The following is a 19,157-nucleotide window of genomic DNA, read 5'->3' on the forward strand; positions in this document are numbered from 1 at the left end:
ATTTTTTAGAATGTTTCCCAATTAGAGGGATCTTCCACGTTGCTGTCTTTCTTCAGCACGGGAGAATTTTTATTAGCTGGAGGAGTCGACGATTTTATCGCCGATAAAACTTCATGTTTTCTTTTTTCAGGCTGCTTCCTTTCGGCCTGCTCCGGTAACTGGAACAACGCAACGGCTCTGGTCAATACCTTGGCCTGCTCTTCCAATGCCGCGGCAGCGGCAGCGGACTGCTCAACCAATGACGCATTTTGCTGGGTGACTCTATCCATTTCGGAAATAGCCACGCCAACTTGCGTGATCCCTCTGCTTTGTTCGTCAGAAGCCGATGCGATTTCCCCCATGATATCGGTCACGCGGGTCACAGAATCGACAATTTTGTGCATGGTTTCGCCGGCGCTTTCTACCTGTGTGGAGCCGGTATCAGTGCGGTTTACCGAATCTTCGATCAACGCCTTGATCTCTTTGGCGGCCTCTGCACTGCGCTGTGCCAGATTGCGCACTTCACCGGCAACCACGGCAAAACCACGGCCATGCTCACCCGCACGGGCAGCTTCCACTGCGGCATTCAGGGCAAGAATGTTGGTCTGGAAAGCAATCGCGTCAATCACACCCGTGATATCAGAGATTTTGCGAGAACTGTCGGCAATGTCATGCATGGTTTGAACGACATTCGCCACCACTTTGCCTCCCTGTCGGGCGATCTCAGAGGCGTTGTCAGCCAGGTTGCTGGCCTGGCGGGCATTGTCAGCATTCTGTTTGACTGTTGCCGTCAACTGTTCCATGCTGGCAGCCGTTTCTTCCAGAGAGGCGACTTGCTGTTCGGTACGGGAAGAGAGATCGTTGTTCCCTGCGGCAATCTCGCTGGTGCCGGTATAGATGGTTTCGGTGCTTTGATGGACACTTCTGACCGTATTGATCAACTCGTCTTGCATGTGTCTCAAGCCAACAGCTAACATGCCCATCTCATTATTACCCGATACGGTGATCGTGTGGGTCAAGTCCCCTTTTGAGAAGGCCTTGATATTGTCCAGCAATTTGTGCAATGGATCGATCAACGCCTTACGCAGGCCAATCCAACTGATGATCATGACCACAACAAGCAAAGCCATCACAAAAATCAGCGAAACAATGATGTTGCTGTAAGCGTCGTCAGCTTCCTGTGATACCTGATCATAAAACTTGGCGCTCTGGGAGAGATAAAAATTAAATTCCGTTTTAAAAGCGTTCTGGTAATCCGTTGTTTTATGGAGGAAAAACTCTTTAAACTTATCTTGTGCCAACATGCCATCTAACTCTTTAAGCACATTAAGATAGTCATGATGGGTCTGTTTTAAACGTTGCAGATGTTCTGGATCATAAAAAGACAGTTTTTCTGTCTGCTCATATTGTCCGAAGAACCGTTCAGCACGGGCAATATTCTCTCTGGCTTCTGCCAGTGCTTCATCAACTTTATAACTGCCTTCAACACCGCGATCTTTCATTATATACATGAGACCAACGCGGTTTAGGTTATTGCGGGCTTGCAGCAGGTTAACCCAGCTTTCATCCAGATGGATTTGCTGCTGTCGCATTTTATCTATTAAGTCAAAGGCATCGATATCATTCTTCAACCCCTTGAAGAACAATCCCCCGGAGATAATTTGCAAAGCACCAAATAATATGATGACTGAGATTAATCCCGTCACTATCTTCATTCGGTTAAACATGACTTCCCTTTTTTAATGAATTGCTATGCCAGTGTTATCGGCACGCTTAAAGGGAACTTTACGGGTAATTTTAAAATTTGATTTTTGACTGCTTTTTTTTGATCTAAAGCAAAAGGGCTGTTGTTTTTTATTGCAACAGCCCAAAAGCATCGATTTTAAAACATTAAGCCTTGGCGACGGAATCAACCAATGCCATTTCTTCGCTATTGAGCAGTTTTTCAATATCCACCAAAATCAGCATCCGCTCATCAATAGAACCCAGCCCCGTGAGATATTCGGTGGATAAGGTGACCGCAAATTCTGGCGCTGGACAGATCTGATCGTCTTTCAGGGACAGCACATCAGAGACACCATCAACCACAATCCCAACCACACGGTTAAGCAAATTCAGGACAATCACAACCGTGTTGTCGTTATACGTGATATTTTCTTGTGAAAATTTGATCCTCAAATCGATGATAGGGACAATCACGCCACGCAGGTTAGTGATCCCCTTGATAAAGGCAGGTGTATTCGCAATGCGGGTAACCTGGTCATAACCACGAATTTCCTGCACTTTTAATATCTCAATTCCATACTCTTCATTACCCAAGGTGAAAACCAGATATTCCTTTCCGGTCGTTTCCCCTGATAATTTATTAAATTCTTCTATGGCTGACATGATGTTACCTTTTTTAGTGTGAAATATTTTTACCCTTCACCTTTCAAGCGGCTTCTTTGTCGTGGGTATCTGTTATTTGTTATTCTCCAATTCCACTTTGCGTTCAGCCAGCTGTTCATGGTTAAGTTTCTGCAAAGCGGGAATATCAATGATGAGCGCAACGCTACCATCCCCCATAATGGTGGCCGCCGAAATACCCGGTACTTTGCGGTAATTGCTCTCAATATTTTTCACAACGACTTGATGCTGCCCCACCAGTTTATCCACCAGCAAGGCATAACGGCGCCCGGCACTTTGCACAATAACGGCAATGCCTTTCGTCGGAAAGGTGATTCCATTGGGGATATCGAAGATACGATACAGTTCAAGCAGTGGTAAATATTCTCCACGTACCTGCAAGAGCTTTTCATCTCCCGCCAACGGATAAATATCTTCCTCTTGTGGTTGCAATGAACTGACTACGGCACTCAATGGCAGGATGAAGACTTCCTTATTTACTCTGACTGACATGCCATCTAGTATTGCCAATGTTAATGGCAGCAAAATGCGAATAACAGTGCCCTTCCCTTCCTGGAAGTTAATCTGAATTTGCCCGCCCATATCCTGAATATTACGCTTGACCACATCCATACCAACACCACGGCCAGAGACATCCGTGACCACTTCGGCGGTAGAGAAACCGGGCGCAAAAATCAGCATAGCCACTTCTTCGTTGCTCATATTTTCACTAACACTCAGACCTTGAGATTGTGCTTTTGCCAAGATCTTCTCACGGTTTAAGCCAGCCCCATCATCAATGACTTCAATGCAGATATTGCCCCCTTGATGTTCGGCCGCCAGCGTCAAATTACCGGTTTCTGGTTTACCCGCCGCAAGCCGCTTTTCCGGGCTTTCAATACCATGGTCAAGACTGTTCCGTACCAGATGGGTCAGCGGATCGATAATTCGTTCAATCAAACTTTTATCCAGTTCTGTCGAGCTACCAATCAGGGTTAATTCCACTTTCTTATTGAGCTTACCGGCCAAATCCCGGACCAAACGTGGATAACGGCTAAATACGTATTCCATCGGCATCATACGAATTGACATGACGGACTCTTGTAAGTCACGGGAATTACGCTGCAATTGCGCCATACAACTCAGCAATTCACTGTGTTTTGTCGGTTCCAGACCATTACAGTGCTGAGCCAGCATAGATTGGGTGATGACCAATTCGCCCACTAAATTGATGAGCTGATCAACCTTTTCAACGGCAACACGGATACTGGATGATTCCGCACGTTGGCGCGGAGATCCCGCAGCTGGACGTGGCGCCGGACGGCCAACTTCATGGGCATCTGTTTTTTTCGTGGCATCAGGCGGCTGTGGGTAATTTGCCGTAAGCGTATTTGCTGCGGTGGTAACCGCTGCCGCCGTATCTTTGGCTGCATTGCTGGCTGCCGTGCCATTTTCTGCTGGCGCAGATTTTACCGCATCACTTTTTGTTACAGCATCTTGTTGCGTTTCAGTCTCCGCATCTGCCGACTGAGATTCATTAGTGGGTAAAAAAGTGATTTGCTCAGGTTCAATCACAAAACATAATACCGCCGTAATATCGTCTTCTGTCGCCGAGGTGATCAAAGAGGCTTCAAGGCTGTTTGTCGTCTGTTCTACATCATAAATCTCACCAAGATGCCCCAATTCATCCTTCATTAAACTCACTTCACGCTCTTTCAATCCAGATAAATGAACACGGATATGTCCATGATTGGATTTGTTTGCCTGAGCCTGTTTCTCTTCTGGCTGATGTTCTGTGGAATGAGTTGATGCTACCGCCGGCTTTTCCTCAATTTCGTCTACAGTGTCTTCCGTGCCAGATTCAGCCTGAATGGCTGGGGTTGCTGCAAAAAATGCTTCTTCCTGCTGCTCTTGCTGTAGCTCTAATGCAAGCTGACGCAGTGTCTCGCAGATATAATTGAATGTATCTTCATCCGGCTCCTGAGAACTTTTATAGGCATCCAATTGTTGCTGCATAATATCTTTCGCTTCTAAAAACAGGTTGATAATGTCAATGGTCAGACGTATTTCGTCACGTCTGGCACTATCGAGCAGATTTTCTAAAACATGCGTGGTCTGTTGCAGTTTGGTAAAACCAAAAGTCGCAGCGCCCCCTTTAATAGAGTGGGCGCTGCGAAATATTGCATTTAGCTGTTCATGATCAGGTTCATCGGCATTGAGCAGCAATAGATGCTGCTCCATGTCCGCCAATAGTTCATCTGCTTCATCAAAGAAAGTCTGATAAAACGCGGTAATATCCATCGTTACTTACTCTGTCATCTTATTATCACTTGACGGTTCAACTGATAGCTGTTCCGATTCTATGATTTCATGTTTTATGATCACATGGGATTGTTTGGTGGATTGCTGAACAGTCGTTTCCTCATTCGAATCCATTCTGATGACTTCTTGCATATCCATACTATTGTTAGCGGTCATGGCGTTACCGCCACTGTTTTCCTGTTCAATCCTTATTTCTGCATCTTTATTCAATACAATAATACTGATACGACGGTTAATCGGTGCATTAGGATCGATACCTTTTTGCATACTCACCGTGGCTGCCATACCCACGACTCGCAAGACTTTGATTTCATCCAACCCCCCTATCAACAATTCGCGCCTTGATGCGTTGGCACGATCTGAAGAAAGTTCCCAGTTACTGTAACCTCGCTGACCGTTGGCGTACTGTAAATTATCGGTATGACCAGAAAGGCTAATTTTATTTGGAATATCGTTTAAGATTGGCGCAATTGCCCGCAGAATATCGCTCATGTGGTTTTCGACCTTTGAGCTGCCAATCATGAACATCGGGCGATTTTCCCGATCGATAATCTGAATGCGTAAACCTTCATCCATCATGTCAATCAATAGATGAGGACGCAGCTCTTTAAGGCGAGGATCGGTAATAATCAATTGGTCAAGCTGCTGGCGCAACCGATTTAAGCGACGAGTTTCTTCTTTATTTTTAATGAGATCGGATTGACGGGAAACTTCCCCATCCTGTTGAATAACATCCTCCCCTCCTCCTGGGATCGGATTGGTGCTATCGCTGCTTTTCTCTCCCTTATTGATCGCTACCTGTAAAGGAGTACGGAAATATTCTGCGATACTGGTTAATTCCTGTGGACTGGCTATCGATATCAGCCACATAACCAGAAAGAATGCCATCATGGCAGTCATAAAATCCGCGTAAGCAATCTTCCATGATCCGTTGGCGTGGTTTGGATCATGTTTTTTACGCTTTTTTATTCTGACGACAGAAACATTATTCGCTCTCATAATTATTCTTCAACTTCTTGTTGTACAGGAGATTTAACCCGACGAACATGCTCTTCCAGTTCTGTGAATGAAGGGCGATCAGTGAGGAATAATGTTTTACGACCGAACTCAACAGCAATTTGTGGTGCATAACCATGCAAGCTGGAAAGCAGTGTCACTTTGATACATTGCATCATTTTGATCTGCTCGCTACTGCGCTGACGAAGGAGGGTTGCCAGAGGAGAAATAAAACCATAAGACAATAAGATCCCAAGGAATGTTCCCACCATCGCATGGGCAATCAAGGCGCCCAATTCGCCTGCCGGACGATCCGCCGATGCCAGTGCATGAACGACGCCCATGACTGCCGCAACAATCCCGAATGCTGGCAGCGAATCCCCGACCATTGCCAAGCTCGTTGCCGGCACTTCATTTTCTTGTTCGAAAGTCTCGATTTCTTCATCCATCAAGGCTTCAATTTCATGAGGATTCATGTTACCGCCGATAATAAGGCGCATATAATCCGTGATGAAATCCATCAAATGCTGATCTTTCAACAGGCGAGGATATTGGGTGAAAATATCGCTTTGGTGTGGATTTTCAATATCCCGTTCCAAAGCCAATAGTCCACTTTGGCGAGATTTGGACAGCAAACGGAACTGCAACGCCATAAGATCCATATACATCGCCTTATTGTATTTCGATCTGCGCAACATTTTGGGTAAAACACGCAACGTTGCCTTTATCGCCTTGCCATTATTGCCCACGATAAAAGCGCCTACGCCGGCACCTGCAATAATCAAAAATTCCGCTGGCTGATAAAGTGCGCCCAAGTGACCACCGACAAGTAAGTAGCCACCAATTACCGCACCAAAAACCACGATATATCCTAAAAGTACTAACACGCGATATCCTTTAGCTAAGTTGGTGAGCAGATGGGATTTGAACAGGGCGAATTGATAAATGAAGAAGGGTGTGATGGCAGGTTACAGCGTTTTGATCAAACCTGTAACCTGAATTTTACTTTCCCATTTAAATTCACATAGCTTGCTGAGCAAATCCATCCAGCAGTTGTGAATTAGTATCGGCAGGTTGGGAGGAAAGTTTACGTTTTTTTACTGCCCGTGAAGGGGGCTGGCAAAGACTGCAAACAAAGCTATTTACCGGCTGGTGAGCATGGGTGATAAAAGTTCCACCACAGCAGCGACATTGGGTTGGCTGTAGCATCCCGCTGTCAACAAAACGAACCAATGTCCAAGCCCTGGTTAATGCTAAAACAGGCCCTTCTTCACTATTCGGAGGACATTGCTCAAGATATAGACGATAAGCTTTGACAACAGCCTCTACACCTTCACAATGTCCACTTTTCAACAGAAAACGGTAAGCATTGTAGAACATTGACGAATGAATATTCTGTTCCCAAGTCATAAACCAATCCGTCGAAAAGGGGAGCATCCCTTTAGGCGGAGGGCTTCCCCGCAACTCTTTATACAACCGGATCAATCGGCCTCTGCTTAGTTGGGTTTCACTTTCAAGCATCTGCAATCGTGCGCCTAAAGTGATGAGTTCCATTGCCAGTTGAATATCTTTCGCTTCCTGAACAATACTTTTTTCAACCATCTTTACGCTCTTTTCTTGATTGAAGTGTCATCCTGGGCGGATAACTGCCGAAAAAGATGAGTAGACAGTAGGATACCTGTATGAATTTGTTGCAGATCGTCCACTCGCGATTCCTTAGTTAACTGCTGTACAGTTTCGTGGTCTTCAAACCGAAAATGGCAAATCAGTTGGTTTGTTTCAGCTAATTTTACTAACTGAGGCAATGTCAGCTCGGCCAACGTATCAGCCATCGATTCACTAATACCTAAACGGAACATCGCAGATGCTTTCTCATGGTTAATTAGCCGTTGCGCTAAAAGCAAATACGATAAATTTATGTCATAAATATGTTTGAGCAATTCAGCCGTACTCATTTCTATATATCCCGTCCGATTACATGAAAAAATCAAATTAAGTGATCAAAGAATCACTCACGACAAAATTACCAGTAGCATGAGATTCAATAATCTCCGACATAACTGAAATATACATCTTTAGCCAGAGCAGTAACTGTCCTTTGTATTACTCTTGGGATCGCCCAATTTCTAAAATATTTCGGTAATGGGTTGTGAAAGTATTATTGCGTCATCTGGGTAATGCACTTGCCACAATTGATTAAGAATATTCTTAATGCTAATTAACTTTACTCCTGAATCATCAACTTATACAACGGAGAATAGATGTCATTTTAAATACTATGTGATCCCGATCACAAAACTAGTCCTTTTTATTATGATTCTAGCTCATTAACTATTCAAGCAATAAAAAACAGGAAATAGTCTACAATTAATAAGTTAAATTATTTAAATAAAAATATTAGGGAGCGTTTTTTGTTTTACACGATCTATTAAACTTACAAATCCAAAATAACGATAAAAAATCTTTCCTTTAGTTAAATTAGCAATATTCTAATAAAATTTGCTTCTTGATAATGTAGGTAGGTACTCATCTTCCACTATAACTTGATTTAGATCATAGTCATGCCAAATTTATTAATTATATGTGAATACTAGTTATTAAAAAGCTATCAGTCTGATCATTTTTAGTTTATGATCGTATTATTTTCACACAAAAGAAAAAGAACCCTCACCCCTGCTCTGAGCACAAACATCATACAGATCACAAAAATAAGATAAAATACAGTATGATATTGAAATAAAAAAACATCTGTATCTTTACTCGCCTGTAAACACAACCAGCAAGGCTTTGCTAACTAAACAAAATTCAATCTACTCTACGATCCGTCAAGGATATTTCTCACCGCCATAATCAATAAATTTACCTAAACCAAACAAACACATACATAGCCGATTTGTGACATAAATTTAACTAAATTCCCTTTGCTGATTATTTCCTCCCATTGGCTAGCATATACACACAAAAAATAAGAAAAATTAATCAATTAATTTTATACTTACAACAAGAATGATAAGAATGACAAATGTTTTATAGGCTTTTCAAAACAGGCAAATCAGTGGTCAGAATCCCATACAAGGTAGCTTGCTGACTAAAAACTAATAAGCTTATATAACAAAAAATATAAATATAAAATAATTCCCAAATGCAAATTTGGCAACAACATATTATTACATAAAACCCAATTAAAAGAAGAATAAAAAATTAGAATAAAAAGAAATAAATCCAGATGTAAAATAGATATAAAAAAGCGAATTATCCTATTTAACTTTGGAGAAAAACGGCAATAGATAGTTTAATTTGACGTTTCAAATAAAAAGAATAACAGATAAATATAACTCTATTACTTCCTTAAATTCATTTACATTATGATAGGCAACTCATGTTTAAAGAATAACGTCAAGACCTATTCTAAATATCTGTAGAAAGTTCGTTATGATGAGAGTGACGATGGCATCTATTCTGTATGGATTATTCTCTTAATCCATACAGAATAAGATATCAATTAATGAGAATTATTTACAACCATCCACCAAATCGGCGAATGTAAAACCGCTTCATCATTTGGGCAACGATACAGTAGCTTATTAATGTCCCAATTAGCCACGGAAAATATTCCCACGGTAGAGGTTGTAACCCAATTAGGGTACCAAATGCGGAGAAGGGAATGTAAACACCGAGTACCATTATTATAAGTGTCGTTAATAAAACAGGGAGTGCTGCCGTACTTTGTACAAAAGGAATTTTTTGTGTGCGCAACATATGTACAACTAAAGTCTGTGATAGTAACCCCTCCACAAACCACCCCGATTGAAATAATACTTGATGTTCTATGCTGTTAGCCGCAAATACATACCACATCACAGCATAAGTCGTGATATCAAAGATAGACGAAGTAGGACCAATCCAGAGCATAAAGCGCCCTATATTCTTCGCATCCCATTTACGAGGCTTTTTCAGAAACGCCTTATCCATTTTGTCCCAAGGCAAAGACAGTTGTGAAATATCGTACATTAGGTTTTGTACAAGCAAATGAATGGCTAACATAGGTAAAAATGGAATAAATGCACTGGCAACCAACACAGAAAATACATTTCCAAAATTGGAACTGGCAGTCATATTTAAATACTTGATGATATTCCCAAACGTTTCCCTTCCCTTAATGACTCCCTCTTCTAATACCATCAAATTCTTCTCAAGCAGAATGATATCTGCTGACTCTTTTGCGATATCCGTGCCGGTATCAACTGAAATTCCAACATCGGCATCCCGTAATGCGGGTGCATCATTTATTCCATCACCAAGAAAGCCAACAGTGTGTCCATTATTTTGCAATGATTTTAAAATGCGTGATTTTTGCAGAGGGGTTAACTTACAAAAGACTGACCTTAGTTCCACTTCTTTTGCCAGGTCTTCATCACGCATTAGTTCAATATCAGGGCCAATAAGAATATTTCCAGAATCTAAATCCACATCTCGGCAAACTTTAGCCGTCACAACAGGATTATCTCCGGTAAGTACCTTAACCGAAATGCCATTTTCCCTTAATGCCGCAATTGCCATTACGGCACTTTCTTTTGGTGGATCTAAAAACGTTAATAAACCTTGCAGCACCATCTCCTTTTCATCGGCAACAGAAAGTGGATGTTTCACTTCATCGTGACTTAACTCCCGAGTCGCTAAGATTAACACCCTGAAACCTTGTTCGTTATAACTGCTAACTAATTCCATTACATTGTTACGGTTTTCTTCAGTGAGAGGAATAATTTTCTCCTTTATCCTTATATAGGAGCAAACTGATAGCATCTCCTCTGCGGCTCCCTTACAAATCAATTGATAATTTTTAGACAAATCTTGTATGGAAATTGACAACCTGCGTCTAACAAAATCGAAAGGTAACTCATCAATTTTTCTGTAGCTGCGGAGGAAATCGAGGTCTAAATTAACGCATCCATACCTAACAATGGCTTGATCCATTAAATTTTTAGTACCGCTTTGATGGAAGCTGTTCAACCAAGCCCAGTGAAGTACAGACACATCTTCCCCGCCTTCTGTATCTAAATAGTGCTGGAGAATAATTTTATCCTGAGTCAATGTTCCTGTCTTATCCGTACATAGTACGTCCATTGCGCCAAAGTTCTGGATTGCATTGAGCCGCTTAACAATGACTTTTTTCTTTGACATAGCAATAGCCCCCTTTGCCAGATTAGAACTGACAATCATGGGCAGCATTTCAGGTGTTAAACCAACAGCAACAGCCAGTGCAAATAACGCTGCATCAAGCCAATCGCCTTTTGTGAATCCATTAATTAACAATACAATTGGCACCATAACCAACATAAAACGGATCAATAACCAGCTAACGCTATTTACGCCGCGATCAAATGCAGTTTGTGCCCGCGTTCCTACGATAGATTTTGCCAATGAGCCAAAGTAAGTTTGCTTTCCTGTCGCCACAACCACCGCCGTTGCCGTACCACTGGCCACATTGGTTCCCATTAAGCAGACATTAGTAAGCTCAAGTAACTCGGTTTCAGATACCTTATCAGGACGGGCTGTCTTAGCACTCACATGAGCCATTGCGTCATATTTTTCAACCGGGATCGCTTCCCCCGTCAAAATGGCCTGGCTGATGAATAAATCTCTGGATTCAATTAAGTACAGATCGGCTGGGATCATGTCTCCGGCAGATAAATAGATAATATCTCCCGGCACCAGATACTTGATTGGAATTTCTTTTTTCTGTGGTTTGGTCACATCAGAAGGGCGTCTAAAAACGGTTGCTGTTGTATTGACCATTGACTTTAAGGCTTCCGATGCCTTATTTGTCCGGTATTCCTGCCAAAACCGAAGTAATCCACTTAATGCAATCATTATTAAGATAATAATAACGCCAGTAAGCTCTACTTCTTCCCCATTGAGTGATGGCAACACATAATCAGTACAAAAACTGATTGCGGCTAGCAGTAGCAATACATAGATAAACGGATTGTGAAAAGCGGTAATAAGCTGCATCAGGGCATGAGGTGTTTTTTCATGTGCAACTTCATTAATTCCATACTGCCCTAAACGCGCTACGGCATTATCATCAGTTAAACCCAATGTACTGCCGTTAAGATCAGTGAGGATATGATCCAGACTCTGATTAGCCCGTTTTGCAACGACAAACTCTTTTTCCTTGAAAAACTTGGCTGATTTATTCGTGTATTTCTCAGTCATAACGCTTTCTCTATCTTCAATTTGCAATAGCCATCATCCCTTTCGGCAAGGGATAATTTCCATATAAAACGTTTATGCGTTGCCTACCTGAGAAATAAAATTACTCCATAGGCAACACCTCATTCAGTGTGGGGGATGGGGGGACATCGTCCATATTGACTCCTTATCGATATAAAATTACGAAATTAGCAATAATAAAATATTCTAAGCAGGCAGTTCTGCTGCAATTTTCCAATTAACCGAACTCACGCTTTTTTCCAAACTTACCCGACAAACAATCGATTCAATTTCTTTTTGATCCGCAGGCGTTGCCAATACTTCCGCACAAACCTCAAGCCTGCCAGGTTGAATGGCATCTGCACTGCTCAATGACTGCAACCTAACACCTAATCCATTGAGGGCTTGTAAAATCAAAGTCCTTACCAATATTTCATCATCGATGTCGCAAATAATATGGATCTTATAGCGCTGTTCTAAATCTAAGGCTTGCTGGTGAGGCTGAGTGTTAATTCGTTGTGCAATTTCCCTCAATAAAATGTTCGCACAGAGAATAATCGCGGTAGCAATACCTGCCGCCCAATATTGCCCTATACCACATAACTCCCCTATTCCCGCTGAGCACCATAATGTTGCTGCCGTATTTAAACCACGAATACTCATTCCCTGACGCATGATCACACCTGCGCCCAGAAAACCAACTCCAGAGATAATTTGTGCTGCAATACGATCAGGATTTCCCTCAGAAGTACTTATTGCAGTAATCATGAAAAGTGCTGCACCTGTTGAGACCAAGGCGTTGGTTCTCAATCCCGCCATACGTTGACGCCATTGACGTTCAGCACCAATCAAGGCGCCTAAACACAGTGCGGATAGTAAATGCATTGCAATAGATGTTAACAACATGGCATTCTCCATAACATCAAATGGATAAAGACACGCTAAGTCCCTCAAGTTATTGATTGTGAACTTGATTGATTAGTGCATACTTGAAACTTATTAGGTATAGAAAATCATGTACATAAAGGCTGCCTCAGTTAACTTGATTGACTGAGTTCTTATTGGCTGAGTTTTTTAATTCGTTATAAAACTACCACGCAAGAACAGCACGCAAAGAATGCCTGAAGAGATCATCTCTTCATCGTACATAGAATATTCTGGTGACGAATATTGAATTCGATTATTCGTATGTTCCCGGAGGGAATAAGGAATGAGTATATGACCACATCATGTATACCCCGATATACCTTCAGTCGATATCTCATTAAGAATCCAGCTCAGTAGATCCCTAATATGAGATAGTTTCTCTTCGGGTGGGTACAGCTCATGAAGTTAAAGTAGTACCGCCCACCATTTCAGGTAAGCAGCAAATCGAGGGATATGAACAGCTTACCAGATTATTTTTTTATTTAACCTAAAACTTTGACTGTCCAATTAATCGTTCTCCAATAGAATTTGCGGGCGAGTATAAACAGTTAAAATTAACAAGTAAAGGCTTTAATCTGGAAGATTGTTCTACAAAACAAAAACAGCTTTCTGTTTTACATACAATTGACGATTGATTTTAATTGATGGCTGATATCCCATTATTTTCACTAAGTTATTTTTTATTGACTAAATAAATGAACTTGGAAAATGTTAAGACCGATACGATACATGAGCTAAAATTAATAAAATAACTGCATGATATAAAAAGAAAAAAAGCCCGCTACGGCATTTTACGCTAGCGAGCTTAAATAAGGCTTAAAGTAAAATTAGATAGCAGTTACGTTTGCTGCTGCTGGGCCTTTAGCACCATCTTCAATGGTGAATTCTACATTCTGGCCTTCTGCCAAAGTTTTGAAACCGTTACCTTGAATGGCAGAGAAGTGCACGAATACGTCTTTGCTACCATCAGCTGGAGTGATGAAACCAAAGCCTTTAGATTCGTTGAACCACTTCACTTGACCTTTCATTTTGTCAGACATTTGACTTTCCTATATATCAAAAAAAACTCGCCACCTCGGGCATGTGTTGGCCAGTATCAGCTATTACTTATGGAGGCACTAAGAAGGAAACGGTCAACAAAGGCTACCAAGGATAGCACTTACACATAACTCATTAACTCAAGATGTCGTACATAAAGTAGGTCTGTTAATCAGGCCAAAGGCATTAACGCATGACCGCACACGAATAGCAACCTTTTTATGTATTATCGTTTTAAAAAAAAATTCAGGCGCTCAATATTAGAACAGAACAACATAATAAAACGGTGTTTTTATAATTTTATTTGATTTGTTCAACTTTTTGTCTTGACACAAATACCGATATTGCTCGCCTGACAATAACAATTTGCCAAATAAATTAAAGCAATTGCTATACAAATGTAGGTTCAGGGCATGCTAACCTTGAAAATGCCATAACTTTCAACTCGATCACGATTTTTACAGCGCTTTTACGACATTTTTTACAGCACTATTTCTACAAATGAGTCTACAAATAAGTGAGTTAGTATTATGAAAATCATAAAACAGATATTGATTCAGGATCTTGAACGAATCAATCTTAAAGAGCATCGTGATGGTAAAGTACATTTCAACAGCATTTTTATTCGCCATCATCCCTACCTATGTCTGGCGATGATCATTGCTTATGCTTTTCTTGCTATGCTCATGTGGTACGCGCCCTATTTTGGTGCGTGGTCTCTTTTTGCATTTACTCTAGCTTTTATCGCTATGGCAGCGGTCCTGCTATTCGATATCAAGCCAGTCTATCATTTCGAAGATATTGACGTACTCGATTTACGGGTATGTTATAACGGTGAATGGTTTGTCAACGAGCAAGTTTCTAAACAAGCTATCAGTAAGATACTCACTCATCCCCGAGTTCCTAATGAAATCAAAGATGACATCAAACATATCATACGGAAGAAACAAGGAATTTGTTTTTATGATGTGTTTATGCTTACTTGTTCAGAACAATCACCCTACGCTCAATCTATTAACATGGTTAATAAAAGCGCGGGAATTCAATGAAATAGTACAATGACAAATCAAGAAGCTCATATTGCAAGCAAATAGCAAGAAAAAAGAATTTTTGCGTTGACACTATTCCGGTTCATCGCTAATATTCGCCCCGTTCTCAGGAACAACCCAATTCCTCCATAGTTCAGTCGGTAGAACGGCGGACTGTTAATCCGTATGTCGCTGGTTCGAGCCCAGCTGGAGGAGCCAAATTCAAGTATCTCGCTCGCTAGTTCAGCGTGATATTAAGGTTGAGAAAGATAACTTAGCCTGAATCATTTCAAGCGGCTTCCCAATCGGGAAGCCGTTTTTTATTCTGATCTTTATCACCCTTTCTTGAAGTTCTGTAAAATCTTACTCTGGTTTACCTAATGCTCATAAAAAAGCAATAATTGTAAACTAAATAGATTTTTACCAAGATAAACAACTAATACTAAAAACTATAAAATACATAAATGTTCAGATAAATAGATATTTTTTCAGCAAAAAATATTAAAAAAACACCATTATGATGCTAACTTAATCGATCGCACTTATTTTTATTTTTTTCCCTTTACAATACCAAATCATTCACTGTATTATTCTCCCCGTTCTCAGGAACAACCCAATTCCTCCATAGTTCAGTCGGTAGAACGGCGGACTGTTAATCCGTATGTCGCTGGTTCGAGTCCAGCTGGAGGAGCCAAATTCTGGAAATCCCGATTAGCTTTGCTGGTCGGGATTTTTTCTGTCTGCAATATGTTATGTGCATCCCCCTGCTCTCATCTCTCACATTGCGGTGTTGCCGGTTAACCTACAACTGAAAATCTTATATCCAGAAGCTTTCCCGCTGCCTTTTCGACCTAAAAAACATAAGCAAGCTCAAAAACAACCCAATAAGTACATATTGCAAGCAATCAAACACTTATTGTTATTTTCTGCTTTGACAAACGTAAAAAGTGCCGTTAATATTCACCCCGTCTTGAAGGAGTTCCTCCATAGTTCAGTCGGTAGAACGGCGGACTGTTAATCCGTATGTCACTGGTTCGAGTCCAGTTGGAGGAGCCAAATATTTTGAAGAGCCTGATTCGTAAAACGAATCAGGCTTTTTGCTTTCCGGCCTGCTGTTTTCTCATCTCATCTTTTCTGTTTTGTGTCTTTCTTCTTTTTAACGTCGCCATTTTTCAGGGATTTCTCTGCCAAAAAACACATAACGCACAGATTCTCAGCAATCAAACAGTTATTGCTATTTTCTGCTTTGACAAACGTAAAAAGTGCCGTTAATATTCACCCCGTCTTGAAGGAGTTCCTCCATAGTTCAGTCGGTAGAACGGCGGACTGTTAATCCGTATGTCGCTGGTTCGAGTCCAGCTGGAGGAGCCAAATTCAATTCACCCTCGTGTTGTTACTTCTATTTTTTCCTTTTTTTGATACGATAATTTCCTCTGAATACCCTAGTTCCAGATAAACTTAAAATTCTGATTTGCCAAGATTGGAACAATATTATCATTCAATAATAGCTATTTAACTATTTTCGCTTTATCATCCTCCTCCGGCTTAAGGATTGCTGAGTCAGCATCCACCATTTTTCACCTATATTCTGGAGCCGGTTCCATGACCACTGAATCATACACAATTAAAATCCGCCGCCCTGACGACTGGCATGTCCATTTCCGTGATGGTGATATGCTAAAGACCATTGTGCCCCATACCAGCCGTTTTTTTGGCCGTGCAATCGTCATGCCCAACCTTGTTCCCCCAGTGACAGATATTGCCAGCGCCAGAGCTTACAAGGAGCGAATAATCGCTGCTATTCCGTCAGATCATCACTTCCAACCTCTTATGACTTGCTACCTGACCGACTCAACAGCCAGCGACCAAATTGAGACGGGTTATCAAGACGGGATCTTCACTGCCTGTAAACTTTATCCGGCCAATGCAACAACGAATTCCAGTCATGGCATTTCAGATATTAAAAAGATCTACCCATTATTGGAGACTATGGAAAAAATAGGCATGCCTTTACTGGTCCACGGGGAAGTCACTGCCTCTCATATCGATATTTTTGACCGTGAAGCGCGTTTTATTGAACAGGTAATGGAACCATTGCGTCAGCAGTTCCCTGAATTAAAAGTCGTTTTTGAGCATATTACCACCAAAGAAGCCGCTGAATATGTTCTTGAAGGCAATGATAAATTAGGCGCGACACTGACACCACAGCATTTGATGTTCAATCGCAACCATATGCTGGTTGGTGGTATTCGTCCCCATCTTTATTGCTTACCCGTGCTAAAACGCAATATTCATCAGGAAGCACTCCGGGCAGCAGTTGCCAGCGGCTGTAACCGCTTTTTCTTAGGCACAGATTCCGCTCCTCATGTATTGCACCGCAAAGAATCTTCTTGTGGTTGCGCAGGCGTTTTTAATGCTCCAACCGCACTGGCGGCCTACGCCACTGTGTTTGAAGAAATGGGTGCAATGGAATATTTCGAGTCCTTCTGTTCCCTAAATGGCCCTGCATTTTACGGCTTGCCAATGAATGATGGCTTTATCGAGCTCACCCGTAAACCAACGCCAGTGGTTGAATATGTTGAATACGGTAACGAAAAGTTAATTCCATTCCTTGCTGGGGAAGATGCAGGATGGGACGTAAGGGTATGTGAGTAATTTTATCACAACCACCTGTGCGGAAATTGTTCTCTGTTTCCGCACACTTCCGGCCTAACGCGCCCTATCGGCTATAATGCAAAAATCCTGCTATTTTCACTTCTTAGATTGCCAAAAAGGTTTATACTGCTAAGGGCTCATCTTAGATGAGCTCTTCTGCTCTTAGTCAATTATATCAATAATGATTCTGCTGTCTGATTAGGAGGTTATATGGGAAAAGAAAATGAAATAATTCAAACTCATCCTGTTGTAGGCTGGGATATCAGCACTGTCGATGCCTATGACGCCATGATGATACGCCTTCATTACTCATCCACCCAAGATCAAACCACAGAAAATGTCAGTGTTGACAAAACGTTATGGTTAACAACAGGTGTAGCGAAACAACTTATCCTCATTCTACAAGCCGGGATTGAAAAAATAGAAGCCTCGGAATACAGTCAACTCGATCATATTAAACATTAGCAATAAGGTTTAGACACGCCTAACCCATTCGGACACTCAATATATTGAGTGTCCCAAATGAATAACCGAACATATATTAACCAATAAAATTATCCATATGGTTTATTATTCTTCATAATATTGTATTATACGCCTGCGCTCACCCGCATAATGCTTAACTATTAAGCTAATCATTTAAATATAACCATAGTAGAACAAGGATGTTCAAATAATGAAACTATTAATCATTGATGAATGCCACTATACACGCTTAGGAATTATTGAATCCCTGAAAGAAAATACCTCTATCCTTTCTTTGGGAACGGCCTCAATACGTGAGGCTATAAATATTTTACCTGTATTCTCCCCAGATGTCATTTTGGCGAATTTGACCACTTATGGTTACTACAGTGAATATTGTGAACAACTGAAATTATTAATTTCTTCAGTTTTAGATGCTCGTACCTATATTTATATAGATAAAGCATATCCCACCAAGAACCAACCTATCTAGTTGACAAACAAGGATTTTATTTTAACAAAAAAAGATATGACAATATTACTTGAACGCCTAAAAGAAATGGCTTCATATGACATTCAACATTATTTCTCTAATTTTAGTACGCATAGTTCTATTTTTAGTTATCAGGAAGATCGCATCATCTATTATTGGATGTTAGAAATGGATACCCATAAAATCGCCAAGATCTTGAAAATCAGCAATAGTACAGTTTATTCTCACAAAAGGCATATTATAGAAAAAATGGGCGTTTCTAACAAAATAGAGTTACTTTTTATTTACAATATCTTTAAGTATTTCTGTTAACGCATTTGAATTACGGGAACCTCTAAAAACTTTTCACAGCTACCAAATTGAGGAAAATAGAGACACAATACATCCCTCCCTCCCTCCCTACAAGGTAGCGCCGTCATGATACCGCTCGTTCTGCTTTAAAAAAAGATAAGCTGGCAGCCGAATACCATCGTCGAAAAATTGATGAATTAGGCGATCCACTGCTTGTCCTTGATAAGTATGTTGATTTCTCGGCACTGGCTGACACGGTAGACCGGGTCGCGCCACGGATTATTTCTCCCAAAGGCGGACGCCCGCCATTCCCGACTGAGGTGATGGTTCGCATCATTATCCTGAAACATTTCCATAATCTTTCC

The 19,157-nt window shown here is 41.1% G+C and carries 15 protein-coding genes, 4 tRNA genes and 1 pseudogene; 10 read left to right on the forward strand and 10 right to left on the reverse strand.

The features are described 5' to 3' along the window. Positions 1 to 5: 5 nt before the first annotated feature. The 10 genes from PSI15_RS03880 to cspE form a co-directional block, all read right to left on the reverse strand. A complete protein-coding gene (locus PSI15_RS03880; protein WP_273582383.1) occupies positions 6 to 1,706 on the reverse strand; it encodes a methyl-accepting chemotaxis protein in 1,701 nt (566 codons plus the stop codon). Positions 1,707 to 1,869: 163 nt separating this feature from the next. After that, positions 1,870 to 2,367 carry a chemotaxis protein CheW gene (gene cheW, locus PSI15_RS03885; protein ID WP_273582384.1) on the reverse strand — a complete coding sequence of 166 codons (498 nt, stop codon included), beginning with the start codon at positions 2,365 to 2,367 and terminating at the stop codon, positions 1,870 to 1,872. A 72-nt stretch (positions 2,368 to 2,439) separates the two neighbouring features. Continuing rightward, on the reverse strand, positions 2,440 to 4,665 hold the full coding sequence (gene cheA / locus PSI15_RS03890) for a chemotaxis protein CheA (RefSeq protein ID WP_273582385.1): 2,226 nt from the start codon (positions 4,663 to 4,665) through the stop codon (positions 2,440 to 2,442). A gap of 6 nt (positions 4,666 to 4,671) precedes the next feature. Further along, positions 4,672 to 5,685: a flagellar motor protein MotB gene (gene motB, locus PSI15_RS03895; RefSeq protein ID WP_273582386.1), complete on the reverse strand. Its 1,014-nt coding sequence runs from the start codon at positions 5,683 to 5,685 to the stop codon at positions 4,672 to 4,674. A 2-nt stretch (positions 5,686 to 5,687) separates the two neighbouring features. Next, positions 5,688 to 6,569 (reverse strand): flagellar motor stator protein MotA, encoded by an 882-nt coding sequence (gene motA, locus PSI15_RS03900; RefSeq protein ID WP_273582387.1) that lies wholly within the window; start codon positions 6,567 to 6,569, stop codon positions 5,688 to 5,690. A gap of 133 nt (positions 6,570 to 6,702) precedes the next feature. Beyond that, a complete protein-coding gene (gene flhC, locus PSI15_RS03905) occupies positions 6,703 to 7,284 on the reverse strand; it encodes a flagellar transcriptional regulator FlhC (protein WP_045971130.1) in 582 nt (193 codons plus the stop codon). 2 nt (positions 7,285 to 7,286) lie between these two features. After that, the gene (gene flhD, locus PSI15_RS03910) at positions 7,287 to 7,637 is read right to left on the reverse strand and encodes a flagellar transcriptional regulator FlhD (RefSeq protein WP_045971132.1); all 351 of its coding nucleotides are present in this window, start codon (positions 7,635 to 7,637) and stop codon (positions 7,287 to 7,289) included. A 1,561-nt stretch (positions 7,638 to 9,198) separates the two neighbouring features. Further along, complete coding sequence (mgtA, locus tag PSI15_RS03915) at positions 9,199 to 11,898, reverse strand: magnesium-translocating P-type ATPase (protein WP_273582395.1); 2,700 nt, start codon at positions 11,896 to 11,898, stop codon at positions 9,199 to 9,201. Positions 11,899 to 12,102: 204 nt separating this feature from the next. Beyond that, positions 12,103 to 12,813, reverse strand: a complete 711-nt coding sequence (locus tag PSI15_RS03920) for an MgtC family protein (protein ID WP_148886082.1) — start codon at positions 12,811 to 12,813, stop codon at positions 12,103 to 12,105. 836 nt (positions 12,814 to 13,649) lie between these two features. After that, positions 13,650 to 13,862, reverse strand: coding sequence for a transcription antiterminator/RNA stability regulator CspE (cspE, locus tag PSI15_RS03925; protein ID WP_045971136.1), 213 nt, complete (start codon positions 13,860 to 13,862; stop codon positions 13,650 to 13,652). A gap of 528 nt (positions 13,863 to 14,390) precedes the next feature. Here cspE and PSI15_RS03930 point away from each other — a divergent pair. The 10 genes and pseudogenes from PSI15_RS03930 to PSI15_RS03975 all read left to right on the forward strand — a co-directional run. Then, positions 14,391 to 14,909, forward strand: a complete 519-nt coding sequence (locus PSI15_RS03930) for a YlaC family protein (RefSeq protein ID WP_045971138.1) — start codon at positions 14,391 to 14,393, stop codon at positions 14,907 to 14,909. A gap of 122 nt (positions 14,910 to 15,031) precedes the next feature. Further along, positions 15,032 to 15,107: transfer RNA gene (locus tag PSI15_RS03935), tRNA-Asn, on the forward strand. Positions 15,108 to 15,506: 399 nt separating this feature from the next. After that, positions 15,507 to 15,582: transfer RNA gene (locus PSI15_RS03940), tRNA-Asn, on the forward strand. Positions 15,583 to 15,868: 286 nt separating this feature from the next. Beyond that, positions 15,869 to 15,944, forward strand: a tRNA-Asn gene (locus PSI15_RS03945). A 239-nt stretch (positions 15,945 to 16,183) separates the two neighbouring features. Further along, positions 16,184 to 16,259 (forward strand) — tRNA-Asn (locus PSI15_RS03950). A 231-nt stretch (positions 16,260 to 16,490) separates the two neighbouring features. Continuing rightward, positions 16,491 to 17,543 (forward strand): dihydroorotase, encoded by a 1,053-nt coding sequence (gene pyrC / locus PSI15_RS03955; protein ID WP_273582388.1) that lies wholly within the window; start codon positions 16,491 to 16,493, stop codon positions 17,541 to 17,543. A gap of 210 nt (positions 17,544 to 17,753) precedes the next feature. Further along, positions 17,754 to 18,008, forward strand: coding sequence for a biofilm formation regulator BssS (gene bssS, locus PSI15_RS03960; RefSeq protein WP_045971142.1), 255 nt, complete (start codon positions 17,754 to 17,756; stop codon positions 18,006 to 18,008). A 211-nt stretch (positions 18,009 to 18,219) separates the two neighbouring features. Then, on the forward strand, positions 18,220 to 18,501 hold the full coding sequence (locus tag PSI15_RS03965; protein ID WP_273582389.1) for a hypothetical protein: 282 nt from the start codon (positions 18,220 to 18,222) through the stop codon (positions 18,499 to 18,501). A 66-nt stretch (positions 18,502 to 18,567) separates the two neighbouring features. After that, on the forward strand, positions 18,568 to 18,813 hold the full coding sequence (locus tag PSI15_RS03970; RefSeq protein WP_273582396.1) for a helix-turn-helix transcriptional regulator: 246 nt from the start codon (positions 18,568 to 18,570) through the stop codon (positions 18,811 to 18,813). Between the two features lie 140 nt (positions 18,814 to 18,953). After that, positions 18,954 to 19,157, forward strand: a pseudogene (locus PSI15_RS03975) (IS5/IS1182 family transposase); the annotation flags it as partial.

Source organism: Xenorhabdus sp. PR6a (assembly GCF_028599065.1).
Classification (GTDB): domain Bacteria; phylum Pseudomonadota; class Gammaproteobacteria; order Enterobacterales; family Enterobacteriaceae; genus Xenorhabdus; species Xenorhabdus doucetiae.

Excerpts from the sequence above, each read along its gene's own strand:
- PSI15_RS03880 (WP_273582383.1), bottom strand. The coding sequence starts at position 1,706 with ATGTTTAACCGAATGAAGATAGTGACGGGATTAATCTCAGTCATCATA.
- cheW (WP_273582384.1), bottom strand. The coding sequence starts at position 2,367 with ATGTCAGCCATAGAAGAATTTAATAAATTATCAGGGGAAACGACCGGA.
- cheA (WP_273582385.1), bottom strand. The coding sequence starts at position 4,665 with ATGGATATTACCGCGTTTTATCAGACTTTCTTTGATGAAGCAGATGAA.
- motB (WP_273582386.1), bottom strand. The coding sequence starts at position 5,685 with ATGAGAGCGAATAATGTTTCTGTCGTCAGAATAAAAAAGCGTAAAAAA.
- flhC (WP_045971130.1), bottom strand. The coding sequence starts at position 7,284 with ATGGTTGAAAAAAGTATTGTTCAGGAAGCGAAAGATATTCAACTGGCA.
- flhD (WP_045971132.1), bottom strand. The coding sequence starts at position 7,637 with ATGAGTACGGCTGAATTGCTCAAACATATTTATGACATAAATTTATCG.
- mgtA (WP_273582395.1), bottom strand. The coding sequence starts at position 11,898 with ATGACTGAGAAATACACGAATAAATCAGCCAAGTTTTTCAAGGAAAAA.
- PSI15_RS03920 (WP_148886082.1), bottom strand. The coding sequence starts at position 12,813 with ATGGAGAATGCCATGTTGTTAACATCTATTGCAATGCATTTACTATCC.
- cspE (WP_045971136.1), bottom strand. The coding sequence starts at position 13,862 with ATGTCTGACAAAATGAAAGGTCAAGTGAAGTGGTTCAACGAATCTAAA.
- PSI15_RS03930 (WP_045971138.1), top strand. The coding sequence starts at position 14,391 with ATGAAAATCATAAAACAGATATTGATTCAGGATCTTGAACGAATCAAT.
- pyrC (WP_273582388.1), top strand. The coding sequence starts at position 16,491 with ATGACCACTGAATCATACACAATTAAAATCCGCCGCCCTGACGACTGG.
- bssS (WP_045971142.1), top strand. The coding sequence starts at position 17,754 with ATGGGAAAAGAAAATGAAATAATTCAAACTCATCCTGTTGTAGGCTGG.
- PSI15_RS03965 (WP_273582389.1), top strand. The coding sequence starts at position 18,220 with ATGAAACTATTAATCATTGATGAATGCCACTATACACGCTTAGGAATT.
- PSI15_RS03970 (WP_273582396.1), top strand. The coding sequence starts at position 18,568 with ATGGCTTCATATGACATTCAACATTATTTCTCTAATTTTAGTACGCAT.